Source organism: Paenibacillus hubeiensis (assembly GCF_032334105.1).
Taxonomy (GTDB): domain Bacteria; phylum Bacillota; class Bacilli; order Paenibacillales; family Paenibacillaceae; genus Paenibacillus; species Paenibacillus hubeiensis.
Map to the genome: position 1 here is coordinate 16,999 of NZ_JAVYAE020000003.1, position 12,911 is coordinate 29,909.

Below are 12,911 nucleotides of genomic sequence, written 5' to 3' on the forward strand. Positions count from 1 at the left end.
TATTTCAAATCAAACACAAACTTCGCCATTAAATGGCTGGCATGACATTGCCGCCGCTCACCGGGATGTACGCCCCGGTAATGAACGAAGACAGATCGGAAGCCAAGAAAGCGACAGCATTGGCAATTTCCTGATCCTCACCTCTGCGTTTCAAGGGAACTTGATCGGCGTAAGCCTGATCGTAACCAGGTTCTGCGGCGCGGTCGCGATCGCTGATGGTCCATCCCGGAGCGACTTGATTGACCGTAATCTGATGCTCCCCCACTTCGCGCGCAAGCACGCGATACAGACCATCCATGCCGCGTTTGCCTGCAGTGTATGCGGACTGCGTGGCAAAATTTTGCATGGCGCATTCCGTGTTGATACCGATGAAACGTCCGCTCCCGGCTTCCTTCATGTGCGGAATGAACGCTTTGGCCAAGTACACGCTCTGCATTACGCAAGACTCGAACTGACTCATGTAATCCTGCGGAGATTGTTCAAGCACCGTCGTCCACGCATACTGAATCACCGCATTGGCAACGACGATATCGACCGGGCCCAAACCCGCCAGGATCTCATCGCGAATCCGAAGGGACGTTTCTTCTTTCGTGATATCCCCTTGCACGGTTAAGGCTTTGCGGCCGGCGGCCTCGATCTGCTGCCGCAGTTCTTCGGCCTGGGCCTGATTGTTTATGTAATGAAGCGCGATATCCGCGCCGCAATCAGCCAGTGTACGTGCAATAACACGTCCCAACTGACCGGTGGAGCCTGTGACAAGCGCGATTTTGCCCGTAAGATCCAAACGCATTGCAGCACCTCCTTTTTCACGTCATATTGTTTCTGGATCCGAGTTCAAAACACCCACAGTAAAGGGCACTATATAGAAAACGGTTTCGTTTTAGAAATAAATGATTGCTGCAAACCGCTATTATTGATGTTGAATCAGATCGATTTCCTGGAAACGACTGACTTCCTTCAGCCAACGCTCTTCCACATATTTGCGATGCGCTGGATGATCATTATAGCTGTCGTAAGCAGCCTGATCGGCGAATACCATGGAGAATCCGTAGTCGAATTCGTTTTTGGCGCTAATTTGCTTCAATACCTGAAATTGCTCCACACCCGGAATGACCTCGAGCACATTTTTGCTTTCCTGCAAGAAGGCTTCTGCCTCAGCCGTCCCCTTGCCTGCGTACAACGAAAACGTTACCATATGCGTGATGCTCATCTCTAAACTCCTCCTCCAATGTATATATAACGATCTACTTAATAGTACCTCCGAACAGTGTGTAAGCGCAATCTTTATATTTACATCTATTTTCCACTTATTCCCATTCAAACAACAAAAAAGCCTGGGGCAGTGCCCGAGGCTTCCGTATGAACGTCCAACAACATTTAGTTTTTGAGATTGTATTTACGGTTGAAGCGATCCACGCGACCGCCCACGTCAACCACTCTTTGTTTGCCTGTAAAGAACGGGTGTGATGCGGAACTGGTGTCCACGCGAATGACGGGATACGTGTTTCCGTCCTCCCATTCCATCGTTTCGTTCGAATGTTTGGTGGAAGAACTGAGGAACTTGTAATCGGCACTGGCGTCATAGAAAATAACGATCTGCGTTTTTGGATGGATATCTGCTTTTGGCATATCTATCTTCACTCCTTGTGATATGAGTAAGTGTTCCCTTGAATTGAACCAAATTCGATTATACTCCATTTTGCATCAAAAATCAACAATATCTGGAATTTGATGCATGCTGGCTGCAAGCTCTGCAGTGAGTCCAGTCTATGAGCGGCCCTTCTCCAATACGTCCAGGATGTATTCCAGCGCCTCCAGCTCGTCTCTCCCTCTGGTCTGCAATCGGACCACGCTGCCGTGACGAATCGGAAGCATGGCCATGCCGAGCAAGCTTTTGACATCCACCCGATGCTCGTGATCAGTGGTTACGAATGACAAGGAGATGTCCGAGGCAAAACGCGATGCTTGGGATGAAACCGCGATCAGGTCATCCCGGTCAAAATCGGAGTGAATCGTAAACTCGTGTGTTCTCACGACGCTCAGTTCCTTTCAGCAAAAGTTGCGATAATCCATTGTATGCCTATCGTTGCATATTGAATTCTTTCAGCATTATACCACGATATGACAGGTTGTCTAATCCTTGCCGGAAAAAAAGCCCGCAATGGCCATCGAAAAAACCATAACAACGGCCAGCTCCAACTGCTGATAGACTCATGAAATGCAAAAGAAGCCCCGGATACAGGGCTTCCTTCATCTCTTTATCGACCGTTTGGATATACCATGACTTTCAGGCTTCCGCTCTTGTTGTGCAGCGCCCGCTCCATCGCTTGCTGCGTCTCTTCAAGGTCGTACCTGTCCGTAATGAGCGACATCACGTCGTGCTGTCCCGAAGCAAGGAACTCGATTCCGGCCGGATACGTGTTGGCATAACGGAAAATGCCGTAGATATCAACCTCGTTATCCGCAATGAACGGCACGTTCAACGCGATCTCGTCCTGGGCGGGCAGCCCGACGATCGCAAGTTTGCCTCCGCGACGAAGCGAGTACAAGGCGGATTGCAGCGCTTTCGGGTTCCCCGCCGTTTCCCAAGCAGTATCGACGCCGATCCCGTTCGTCAATTCACGAATGGCTTGAACCGCATCCTCCTTACGAACATTGATGGCATGCGTCGCTCCCAGACGGAGGGCAGCCTCCAAACGCACCTCTTCCAGATCCGTCACGATAATGCGGTCCACGCCGAAGGATTTCGCTGCAGCCACGGCCATCAGGCCGACAGGGCCCATGCCCATGATGGCCAGCGTCGTTCCTGGAGCCAGCTTGCTGCGGCGGGCCGCATGAATGCCGACGGAAAACGGCTCGTTCATGGCGGCTTCCTCGAAGCTGAGGTGATCCGGGATCGGGAACACCATGTCCTCCCGAATCGTCATGTACTGCACGAATGCGCCATCCACCGGCGGCGTCGCCAGAAATTGCACATCCGGGCAGAGATTGTAGCGCCCCTCTTTGCACGCTGGACAACGTCCACATGTGACGCCCGGCTCGATGGCTACCCGATCTCCTTCTTTCAGTCGCGTAACGTCTGCGCCGACGGCGGCGATGATGCCCGCGCATTCATGTCCCAGAATGATCGGCTTTTCAACGACGAACCTGCCGATTCGCCCATGCTCGAAGTAATGCACGTCTGAACCGCACACGCCCACTGCCATTACTTTGACAAGCACTTCGTCGGGTGCCGGTTCAGGCACCGGCTGCTCCTCGATGCGGATCGAACCCGGCTCTGTCATGACCGCGGCTTTCATCGTTTCGGGAATCTCTTGATGTCGCATGGTACTCCTCCTTCTGCCTTTTCTTCATTAATATATAGTTCTTCCCCATCGATCCTCGATCCCGCTTTTGCGGTAGAAGTACGTATTGATCATGTCGCGCCATTCCTTTGCATGTTCGGCCTGGCCTTCCTGCAGCGCAGCCACTTTGTTGAATATGGTCGGATCGATCTTGCCCTCAAGCCGCTTCCAATCGTTCAACAATGCCGCTGCCTGATCGGCCCCGTCGAAATGGGTGTCGTAAATATGCTGTATAACCGTTTTGCCGGAGTGCAGCACATGCGTGTAAGGAACATGGTGGAAAAAGAGCAGCAGTTCGTCCGGGCAGGTTTCCAGCGATTCGTATCTGTCTGCATTCGCGGCATGGTACTGCGAAGCATAACCCGTACCGCTTTTCGCCGTCCGATCCACGCCGATGCCATGGCAATCCGCGAAATGATATGTGCCCCATTTGGAATACTCGTAACCGTCTACGTTCGGACCGTAATGGTGTTCCGGATTAACCATCCAGCCTACGCCAAGCGGTGCCGTGTAGCTTTCATAGATGTCCAGCGAACGGAGCAGCATGCCTGTAATGATAGTTACGATTTCGTCGTCGCTGCCGAACGTCTGCCTCACCCATTCGTCCGCAATCTGTTCGGCGGACAATTCCGGGTTCCATGCGAGACGTCCATACCCGTACAAATTGGCCTGGGCCAACGGATGTCCCGTCCAGCAAGCATCCGCGCCGATATTGGAAACGGCCGCAAAGCCGTTTAGGGACCTGCCATACAACGAACCGTCGGCGATGCGTTTCACTTGCGAACCCTCGCCTTTGGCATGTGTGTCAAAATCCAGAACTTCTTTCCATTGCGGGATCAAATAACAGAGGTGACGCTGCTGGCCCGTATATTCCTGCGTAATTTGGAATTCAAGCACCTGATTTGTATGCTCCATCGCCCCGAACAACGGCGATACCGGTTCGCGGACCTGAAAGTCCATCGGGCCGTTTTTGATCTGCAAAACGACGTTGTCTGCAAACCGTCCATCGAGCGGTTTGAAATGATCGTATGCTGCACGCGCGCGGTCGGTCGAACGGTCTCTCCAGTCCTGTTTGCAGTTGTACACGAAGCAGCGCCAGATCACGATCCCCCCGAACGGCTGAAGCGCTTCGGCCAGCATGTTGGCTCCGTCGGCATGATCACGGTTATACGTGAAAGGTCCAGGACGGTTTTCGGAATCCGCCTTGATCAGGTATCCGCCGAAGTCCGGAATGGCCGCATAGACCTTGGCGGTCTGCGATTTCCACCACTCCCGCACTTCTTCATCGAGCGGATCTGCCGTATGCAGTCCGCCGATCTCGATGGGGCTTGCATAATTGGCGCTCAGGAACAGCTTGATTCCGTAATCCCTGAATTCCGCGGCTACCCGTGCCACGTCGCCAAGGAATGGTTCCGTCAGGAACAGGCTTTCCCTTTGGTGCACGTTGACGTTATTGATCGCGATCGCGTTCAGCCCTGTCGATGCAAGAAGACGTGCATAATCGCGAATCCGAGCGGTGTCGGATACGATCTCCCCGTTTTCATAGAAGATAGACCTGCCTGCATACCCTCGCTCTATGCTTCCGTCCACGTTATCCCACTGGTTGAGCATGCGCAGCAGGTTGCGCGGCTGCTCGGCAATCTGGCCGAACGCCTCCGCGGAGGCCCCATCCGGACGCCCTATGCGAAGCACAAGCTCTCTTAATACATGGAATGAACCGTACAAAACGCCTTGGGGAGTTTCCGAACCGATGTAAAGATGTCCGCGGTCCGCATCTTCGCGAATGACGTAACCTTCGCCATGAACCGAAGCGCGCTCGGCATCGGTAAACGTATTCCGAAGGGTTGCGCTGCCCGCCCATGTACCGATCCATATCCCTGCCGCTGATGCGTGAACATCTCCGGCAGCCGTCGTTTCAGGTTTGCTTCCATACAGCTTTTCCAGTCCGATCGTCAGCTCTGCAGCAGCTGTTTTGACAACCGGATGAGCTTCTTCAGTAATCACCTGGCGAGCCCAGAGCGGTGCCTTGGCCGATCCAGCCCCGTTTTTTCCCGGGACTCCTGCGAGATATCCCAGCCAAGCGTCATATTGCGGTCCGGCCAGCCCGGATTGTACGATTGAACTCATTGTGCCGCCTCCTTGGTTGCATAGATCTGTGTCAGTCGGTTGCCCTTGCCTTCGAGCAGCCATAGTATCGATGTTACGCCGCGCGGGTAATATTTGCTGCCGACCGCTACGCCGGACAGAATCTGATCGCTCCAGCACCAATAGGATTCTGCCGGATGCAGCAGCCAATCGACATGTGCGGCATCCGCCGCTTTTCCTGTTTCGTCCCCCTCCACGCCCAGCAGCTCTCTGGCGATGAACTGGGAAAGGTAGATTTTGCTCAGCCACGAATTGTTGCTCGTCGAGGACAGCTTCCAGCCGCCGTCCGCGAACAGGCAGGTGCCTGGAACGAGAACTGTCTTCAAGTGCGTACGCAGCGCCTGCAAATAAGCGCCGAAGCGGCCGTTTGCGTCCAATGCGCCCTCGCAGCCTGTGAAATACGGGAACACGAGCCCTTCGATCGCCGGAATGATGCGCGAATCGTTATTTTCCGCAATGACGGCCGGAATGTAGCCGCCATCCGTCAATTGCGCCGCGATGCTGGCCGCGCAGCGATCGGCTTGACGACCTGCTTGGTACGACAAGTCGTTCAGCTTTTCCGCAGCGAACAACTTCTCGAGCGCTACATACACCGCCCAGCATTTGCCCGCCAGATAGATGTTGTTTCGGGATTGTCCCAGCGACACGTCCAGGCTGTCGTAGGTCGTAATCTCTGCCCCGCCTTTGGTGCGGGTGCTGTCCAGGCCCATCAATCCGTTTCGTTGATTTTCTTCCGGATGGTCGCGGTTGACCATGCTCTGGAAGCAGTCTTGGATGACAGGCAGCATGTTCTGCACAAAATCCCGATCCCGAGTCTGCTCGATGTACACTGTCGCACAGCAGAGCCAGTTGACCAACTCCTCATGGCTCATCTGCGAGAAGCAGTCATCGATGCCGACCAGTTCGTACGCCGAATGCCCGGGTCTCGAAAATACGTTGGCTACGCCGATGTCGTGCGTAAACGTAATTCCTCCCGGATGCGCCTTTTCCTCTCCCGGGAATCGGACCTCATCGGTATAGCTGTACCGCTTCACGAACCACTCCAGTTCATTGCGTACCGTCCACGGATTCATGGCCAATTCGAAATACAGCTGGTCCGCGGTCAAATCGAGCGTGTTCATCATGCGATATTCGCCTTCGTTGACCACCCAGAGCGGTTCTCCATCTGCATCGAGCAGCTGCGTGCTTGCATAATAACTGTGAACGGAATGCGCCAGCATGAACGACTGATCCTCGGACAATGCGGAAACGCCCAAGCGCCGATCCGCTTCCTCGCACGAAGTTGCCAGTTCATCGAAGCGATTCAGCGCGTATGTTCCCGCCTCCTGGATGTTCGCGAAATACCGGGTATACCAATAGGTCGTGTCCATGCCGGAAGTGACAATGCCTCCGCGATAGAAGCTTACCGCAAAACGGTACGTGCGCTGTTCTCCTGCGGGAACTTCCATAAGCAAAGCGGCTGTGCCGCCAAGGCCGAAGGCCAGATTTTCCACGTGTTTTTCAAGCAAAATCTTCTCCAGCGTAAAACCGAGCGCGGGCCAAAGTCCGCTATCCTTCGAAAGGATCGCCGTATGGCGCCCTTGGCCAATGCCCGTCACGGAACCGCCTTCTGGCCCGCCAATCATACGCATCGCGGAATATGGATCGCTGCCCTGGTAACCGAAGAACGCTCTGCGCGTTTGCTGTCCCTGGCGGTTGTCCAATACAAGCTCGACCAGCACGGCTGGCACCAAGGCATCTTTCAGCGCTTGTTCATCCCCTTCAACCGGGTGAGGCACCGGACGTACCGGCGAATAAATGCGGAAAGTCAGATCGCCTGCGGTCCATGTATCCGTGCCGATCGTCAGTTTACGGCTGATGTCCTCGTCGCGAAACGCGGAGACCAACGGTTTGGCCGCTTCGGCCGCCGACGCGTCAGTGTGATCCGGCTTTTCTACGTCATAACGGGCACTTTCGTCTTCGGTTGCTGCAAAAAAGGGCAAAGCCTCGTAATGTTCGCCGTCCCGTGCCTGAAGGCCGATGTAGATGTTTTCGTCGGCAGGCTTGCCCAATTCGAGTCCAAGACCGCCTTTGGCTCCTTTATATCCAAGCGTAAAGCTTGCAAAAGCGCCGATCGGCGCATGGTGGGCATTATAGAAAATCGATTTGGATGTGCTCATGGGATGCGACCCCTCTCAAATGATTTGCATGCGTTTTCATAGCCCCATCCTATCATGGCATTTCCGGCCAGACCATGGTCAAATCAAGCAGATATTTACCCAAATCGGGCTGATGGTTTATAATTGTACTAAAGCGGTTACATGCTTTGGCGCATCAAGAATTCTTCCGGTACACCGCAGGAAGGTTCGCCGAATCGAGCTTGCATCTTAGTTATGCATCCGAAAAAAGGAGGTCCCACATGTCTTCCACCTATTTGCCTCCCCAGCTTGGGGAAAGCGTGCACGAAGTGTTCTATCCCGACGTGCAAACGACGGTAAACCTGTTTGCCATCCATCTTCGCAGCGTCGGGTCCGATTGGGACTATCCCGCTCATGAACACCCGCAATACGAGCTTAACTATGTGACCGAAGGCGAGCAGCACATGATCATCGAAGGTCAATTGTACAGGCAAAAAGCCGGAGAATTGCTTCTGATCCCTCCGGGCAGCGTTCATTCCAGCCATAGCCCTGACGGAAAAGGCTTCACCTATTTTTGCATGCATTTCGATATCGATGATCAGCTGTTTCTCTCTCTGCTTGCCCGCATCAGACAAGTCCTGTTTGGCGCCGACAGCGTCGTTACCCAAAACATCGAACCCGTGCTGCGCAAACTGATGAACTCGGCCACTGCCCCGTCGGCCAGCACCATGGTGCAGCGCATGCAATTGCAATCGGCCGTGTTCGAGCTGTTCGGCCACCTCTGGGAAGCCGTTTCCCAGGAGGTTGCGCATACGTATGCCGACGGTTACGACCGGATCGAGCTTGCCCATCAGATCCGCAATCGTTTGCAGGGGCTGGTGAGCCAGCAGTTCAAACAGGGACATGAATCAGCCAGTCACTATGGCATCGACGACATTGCAGCAGAACTCGGGATCAGCACGTCCCATTGCAACCGCGTATTCAAGCAGGTATTCGGCCAATCCCCACGCGCCATGCTGTCCGAGATGGTTCTGCATGAAGCGAAGATTTTACTCGGAAATCCGGCATTGTCCATTCAAAATATCGCCGTCATGCTGGGTTACAAAGACATCGCCCACTTCAGCCGCCAGTTCAAACGCTGGTCGGGGATATCCCCATCCCGGTACAGGCAGGATCTGCCTGGTTCGGAATAAGTCTTGGGGCGCAGCACTTCGCTTCCGTCGACTCTCGCCGCGCTATGGCAAAGTGGTCCCTGCCGGGTGAGAGCACTAAGAAACCGAGTTCGGTTGATCCGAAACCCGTATGGCTTATTTCAGCAGCCGTTTGATCGTTTGTAATTTGCCGGCATAAGGCGGGTACAAGATCGGCAGATTCAGCCGCGTGCTTTTTCGGAGTATGCTTTTCATATGCGAAAAGGTTTCGAAGCTGTATCGCCCGTGGTATCCGCCGATTCCGGAATTCCCTACCCCGCCAAAAGGCAGCCGCGGGTTGGCCACATGGGTAATCGTATCGTTGATACATCCTCCGCCAAAGGACACTTCCTGCAGCACCTTCTCCTGAACCTGCTTATCGGAAGTGAACAGATACAAAGCCAATGGTTTGGGAAGTTTCAAAATGCCTGCGATGGCTTCGTCAATATCATGATAACTGATAATCGGGAGGATCGGGCCGAAAATTTCGTCTTCCATACTCGCTGCTTCCCAAGACTCCACGTCCAGCAGCGTAGGCGAGATGAAGCGATCTGCCTCGTCCGTTTGTCCTCCAAAAATCAGGTGTGCCTTATCCCGCTCGATCAGATGGCTCAACCGCTTGAAATGGGCTTCATTGACGATCCGGCCATAATCCCGGTTATGCCGAACGTCCGAGCCGTAGAAGCTGTGCACGGCCGCCTTCATTTCCTCGATCAACGTTTGCTTCACCCGCTCATGGACGAGCAGATATTCCGGTGCGATGCACGTTTGACCTGTGTTGAGCAGCTTGCCCCACATAATGCGCTGCGCGGCGACTTTGAGGTCGGCATGTTCGTCCACGATGACCGGGCTTTTGCCGCCCAGCTCCAGCGTAACCGGAATGAGGTTTTTGGCAGCGGCCTCCATGACGATTTTGCCGACGGGCACACTCCCCGTAAAAAAAATATAATCAAATTTCGCGTGGATGAGAGCCGTCGTCGTATCTTTGGCTCCTTCAATGACCTGGACGTACCCGGGCTCGAATACCGATGTGATGATGTCCCGCACGACGGCCGAAACGGCCGGCGTATGTTCGGATGCCTTCAGCACGGCCGTATTGCCAGCCGCAACGGCACCCACGAGCGGCTCGATCAGCAACTGGAACGGATAGTTGAACGGCCCGATGATGAGAACCGATCCGTAAGGCTCGGGAATGATATAGCTTTTGGAACCGATGAGGGCCAGCTGCGTTTTGACCTTTTTCGGTTTGGCCCAGCGTTTCACGTTCCGAATCGTGTGCGAGATGCTGTCGAGCATAAAACCGATCTCGGTCGTGTATGATTCGAATTCGCTTTTGCCGAGATCCTGATACAGCGCTTCGGTCAACGGTTTCTCGTATTTTCGAATCGCATCCTTAAGCCAAATAAGACGTTCAATGCGAGCTTCCGGCGAACGGGTGGAGCCCGAGCGGTAAAATTGCTGCTGCAGCTCCAAAATTTCCTCTACTTCCGGGCTGGTTATTTCCCGTATTTTTGTCATATGATCTGCTCCTCCCTATAAACACTCTTCTTCCAATGCCGCCACCAATTCCTTCAGTAATTGAACCGATGCCTGCAATGAAGCGGAATAATAGCGTTGGGTTCCCTGCTGCTCCACCGAAATCAAGTCTTTGTCCAGCAGCAGCTTGAGGTGGTGGGATATAGCCGGGCGCGAGAGGCTGGATTGCTCCGTAATTTCATTGACGGTCATTCTCCCCTTCTCTGTCAGCAGCATCAGGATGGATTGGCGATGTGAGTCGCTGAGCACCTGAAACAAAGGCATGCAGGATTGAAAAATGGATAGTGCTTTTTGTCCCATCGGGTTTCCTTCCTTCTTTCTCTATAAAGTTGATACGTTTAAACATTTAAACCATTATAGTTATTTTACTTCTTTCCTTCACGATCCACAAGAGTTAAGACCACTTATGAGAGAGAGCTCACATTTTTTTGGGGAAACGTCATCAAATTTTTCCTTAAAGCGCTTCCAACATTCAAACTTGTATGGTAGTATGGTAATTGAGCGTTGTATTCTTTCCTATATAAAATGATGAGGTGAACGTCATGAGAATGGTTTTTCGCTGGTTTGGCGAAGGCAACGATACGGTATCGCTGGATGACATCCGTCAGATCCCGGGCGTTGAAGGCATTGTATGGGCACTGCACGATGTGCCTGCAGGCGAAGAATGGCCCATGGAGAGCATTTTGGCAATCAAGAAGGCGGCGGATCGGGCCGGACTACATATGGATGTCGTTGAAAGCGTTAACGTCCATGAAGATATCAAACTCGGTCTCCCCACCCGGGACAAATATATCGAAAACTACAAAAAAACGATGGAAAAGCTTGCGCAGGTTGGCGTCAAAGTCATCTGTTATAATTTCATGCCGATCTTCGACTGGCTGCGTACCGACATGTATAAGGAGATGGAGGACGGCTCCACCGCCCTTTTCTACGAAAAAAACAAACTCGAAGACATGGACCCGTTCGAACTGGTCCGCCGCATTACGGAAAACTCCGAATTGACGATGCCGGGCTGGGAGCCTGAGCGTCTCCAGTACTTGACAAGCGCGTTCGAAGCATACAAAAATGTCTCGGAAGACGATATGTGGCAGAACGCAAAATACTTTTTGGACGAGATCATCCCTGTCGCGGAGCAGCTTGGCATCAAGATGGCCATCCACCCGGACGATCCGCCATGGTCGATCTTCGGCCTGCCGAAAATCATTACGACCCAGGACAACATTCGCAAATATTTGAATTTGCATGATAGTCCATCCAACTGCGTTACATTGTGCAGCGGCTCGCTCGGAGCGAATCCGGCCAACGATATCATCGGCATGATCCATGAGTTCAAGGATCGGATTCCTTTTGCCCACATCCGCAATGTAAAAGTGTACGAGAATGGCGATTTCATCGAAACGTCGCATCGGACCCAGGACGGAAGCGTGGACATCGTGGGCATCGTGGAAGCCTACCATGACACCGGATTTACGGGGTACGCCCGACCGGACCATGGACGCCATTTATGGGGAGAGAAATGCAGACCAGGGTATGGCCTTTATGATCGCGCGCTGGGCATTATGTATCTGTGGGGCGCCTGGGATTCCCTGCAAAGGAGGGCAAAAGCATGAACGAACTCATTCGCGAGACCTCGTCGAGACTGCAAGGAAAAACGGCGGTCATTACGGGCGGTGCCGGCGTACTGTGCCGCGCGATGGCCGAGGAACTGGCCAGACATGGTGCTCAAGTCGCGATACTTAACCGCACGGTATCCAAAGGTGAAGAAGTGGCTGCTGCCATTACGGCCACAGGCGGCAAAGCCATTGCCGTTGCTTGCGACGTCACGCAGCCGGATAGCGTCCAGGCCGCCGCGAATGCGGTGCTTGAACGGCTTGGACCATGCGACATTCTCATTAACGGTGCCGGCGGCAATCATGCCAGCGCCAATACAACGAATGAAATTTTTCGGCTTGAAGACCTGCACCAGGAAAACATCACAACTTTTTTTGACGTAAGCGTAAGCGGATTTCGACAAGTGATGGACTTGAATTTTGTCGGCTCGCTGATTCCTACGCAAATCTTTGCCAGACAAATGATCGAACGCAGCGTACCGGCAACGGTCATCAACATTTCATCGATGAGCGCCCCTTCCCCGATGACCAAGGTGCCTGCCTACAGCGCGGCCAAAGCGGCGATCAATAATTTCACGCAATGGCTGGCCGTTCATCTGGCCGAATCCGGCATTCGGGTAAATGCGATCGCTCCCGGCTTTTTCCTGACGGAGCAAAATCGCAATCTGCTGTTGAATCCGGATGGTTCGCCGACCGAACGCTCCAGCAAAATCATTTCCCATACGCCGATGCGTCGTTTCGGCAAACCGGAAGATCTGCTCGGCACGCTGATGTGGCTTGCCGACGAACGCCAATCCGGATTTGTAACAGGGACCGTCATTCCCGTTGACGGCGGCTTCATGGCCTACTCCGGCGTATAGACCTAAGATCTTGCGGCCGTCGGAGCACCTTTTTGCCAAATCCATGCACGATGAACGGAATCATTCGTTATGCTCTCACGTTTCAGTCGAAGTCCGGAATTTACATTCC

Annotated in this window: 12 protein-coding genes; 3 read left to right on the forward strand and 9 right to left on the reverse strand. The window is 53.4% G+C overall.

The genetic code is table 11. The annotated features are described in order from the left end of the window. Nucleotides 1-28: 28 nt before the first annotated feature. From RSX24_RS10240 to RSX24_RS10270, 7 genes are all read right to left on the reverse strand, one after another. Nucleotides 29-790: an SDR family NAD(P)-dependent oxidoreductase gene (locus RSX24_RS10240; RefSeq protein ID WP_236414280.1), complete on the reverse strand. Its 762-nt coding sequence runs from the start codon at nt 788-790 to the stop codon at nt 29-31. 120 nt (nt 791-910) lie between these two features. After that, nucleotides 911-1,210 (reverse strand): Dabb family protein, encoded by a 300-nt coding sequence (locus tag RSX24_RS10245; RefSeq protein ID WP_236414279.1) that lies wholly within the window; start codon nt 1,208-1,210, stop codon nt 911-913. Nucleotides 1,211-1,377: 167 nt separating this feature from the next. Beyond that, nucleotides 1,378-1,629 carry a type B 50S ribosomal protein L31 gene (locus RSX24_RS10250; protein WP_236414278.1) on the reverse strand — a complete coding sequence of 84 codons (252 nt, stop codon included), beginning with the start codon at nt 1,627-1,629 and terminating at the stop codon, nt 1,378-1,380. Nucleotides 1,630-1,767: 138 nt separating this feature from the next. Beyond that, nucleotides 1,768-2,034, reverse strand: coding sequence for an HPr family phosphocarrier protein (locus RSX24_RS10255; protein ID WP_339272190.1), 267 nt, complete (start codon nt 2,032-2,034; stop codon nt 1,768-1,770). Between the two features lie 224 nt (nt 2,035-2,258). Next, nucleotides 2,259-3,326 carry an NAD(P)-dependent alcohol dehydrogenase gene (locus tag RSX24_RS10260; RefSeq protein ID WP_343260522.1) on the reverse strand — a complete coding sequence of 356 codons (1,068 nt, stop codon included), beginning with the start codon at nt 3,324-3,326 and terminating at the stop codon, nt 2,259-2,261. 27 nt (nt 3,327-3,353) lie between these two features. Further along, a complete protein-coding gene (locus RSX24_RS10265) occupies nt 3,354-5,471 on the reverse strand; it encodes an alpha-glucuronidase family glycosyl hydrolase (RefSeq protein ID WP_343260523.1) in 2,118 nt (705 codons plus the stop codon). Beyond that, nucleotides 5,468-7,648 carry a glycoside hydrolase family 52 protein gene (locus RSX24_RS10270; protein WP_343260524.1) on the reverse strand — a complete coding sequence of 727 codons (2,181 nt, stop codon included), beginning with the start codon at nt 7,646-7,648 and terminating at the stop codon, nt 5,468-5,470. The genes RSX24_RS10265 and RSX24_RS10270 overlap by 4 nt, the downstream gene beginning before the upstream one ends. A 239-nt stretch (nt 7,649-7,887) precedes the next feature. Between RSX24_RS10270 and RSX24_RS10275 the strand changes: the two genes are divergently transcribed. Further along, a complete protein-coding gene (locus RSX24_RS10275) occupies nt 7,888-8,799 on the forward strand; it encodes a helix-turn-helix domain-containing protein (protein ID WP_343260525.1) in 912 nt (303 codons plus the stop codon). A 114-nt stretch (nt 8,800-8,913) separates the two neighbouring features. On the opposite strand, the gene RSX24_RS10280 is transcribed toward RSX24_RS10275, so the two are convergent. Continuing rightward, complete coding sequence (locus RSX24_RS10280) at nt 8,914-10,314, reverse strand: aldehyde dehydrogenase (RefSeq protein ID WP_343260526.1); 1,401 nt, start codon at nt 10,312-10,314, stop codon at nt 8,914-8,916. Nucleotides 10,315-10,329: 15 nt separating this feature from the next. Beyond that, nucleotides 10,330-10,632: an ArsR/SmtB family transcription factor gene (locus RSX24_RS10285; protein ID WP_236414268.1), complete on the reverse strand. Its 303-nt coding sequence runs from the start codon at nt 10,630-10,632 to the stop codon at nt 10,330-10,332. A gap of 242 nt (nt 10,633-10,874) precedes the next feature. On the opposite strand from RSX24_RS10285, the gene uxuA reads away from it, so the two are divergent. Then, nucleotides 10,875-11,942, forward strand: a complete 1,068-nt coding sequence (gene uxuA / locus RSX24_RS10290) for a mannonate dehydratase (RefSeq protein WP_236414267.1) — start codon at nt 10,875-10,877, stop codon at nt 11,940-11,942. Next, a complete protein-coding gene (locus RSX24_RS10295) occupies nt 11,939-12,802 on the forward strand; it encodes an SDR family oxidoreductase (protein ID WP_343260527.1) in 864 nt (287 codons plus the stop codon). Before uxuA ends, RSX24_RS10295 begins: the two co-directional genes overlap by 4 nt. Nucleotides 12,803-12,911 lie beyond the last annotated feature (109 nt).

Coding starts and splice junctions, on each gene's coding strand:
- RSX24_RS10240 (WP_236414280.1), bottom strand. CDS start 790: ATGCGTTTGGATCTTACGGGCAAAATCGCGCTTGTCACAGGCTCCACC.
- RSX24_RS10245 (WP_236414279.1), bottom strand. CDS start 1,210: ATGAGCATCACGCATATGGTAACGTTTTCGTTGTACGCAGGCAAGGGG.
- RSX24_RS10250 (WP_236414278.1), bottom strand. CDS start 1,629: ATGCCAAAAGCAGATATCCATCCAAAAACGCAGATCGTTATTTTCTAT.
- RSX24_RS10260 (WP_343260522.1), bottom strand. CDS start 3,326: ATGCGACATCAAGAGATTCCCGAAACGATGAAAGCCGCGGTCATGACA.
- RSX24_RS10265 (WP_343260523.1), bottom strand. CDS start 5,471: ATGAGTTCAATCGTACAATCCGGGCTGGCCGGACCGCAATATGACGCT.
- RSX24_RS10270 (WP_343260524.1), bottom strand. CDS start 7,648: ATGAGCACATCCAAATCGATTTTCTATAATGCCCACCATGCGCCGATC.
- RSX24_RS10275 (WP_343260525.1), top strand. CDS start 7,888: ATGTCTTCCACCTATTTGCCTCCCCAGCTTGGGGAAAGCGTGCACGAA.
- RSX24_RS10280 (WP_343260526.1), bottom strand. CDS start 10,314: ATGACAAAAATACGGGAAATAACCAGCCCGGAAGTAGAGGAAATTTTG.
- RSX24_RS10285 (WP_236414268.1), bottom strand. CDS start 10,632: ATGGGACAAAAAGCACTATCCATTTTTCAATCCTGCATGCCTTTGTTT.
- uxuA (WP_236414267.1), top strand. CDS start 10,875: ATGAGAATGGTTTTTCGCTGGTTTGGCGAAGGCAACGATACGGTATCG.
- RSX24_RS10295 (WP_343260527.1), top strand. CDS start 11,939: ATGAACGAACTCATTCGCGAGACCTCGTCGAGACTGCAAGGAAAAACG.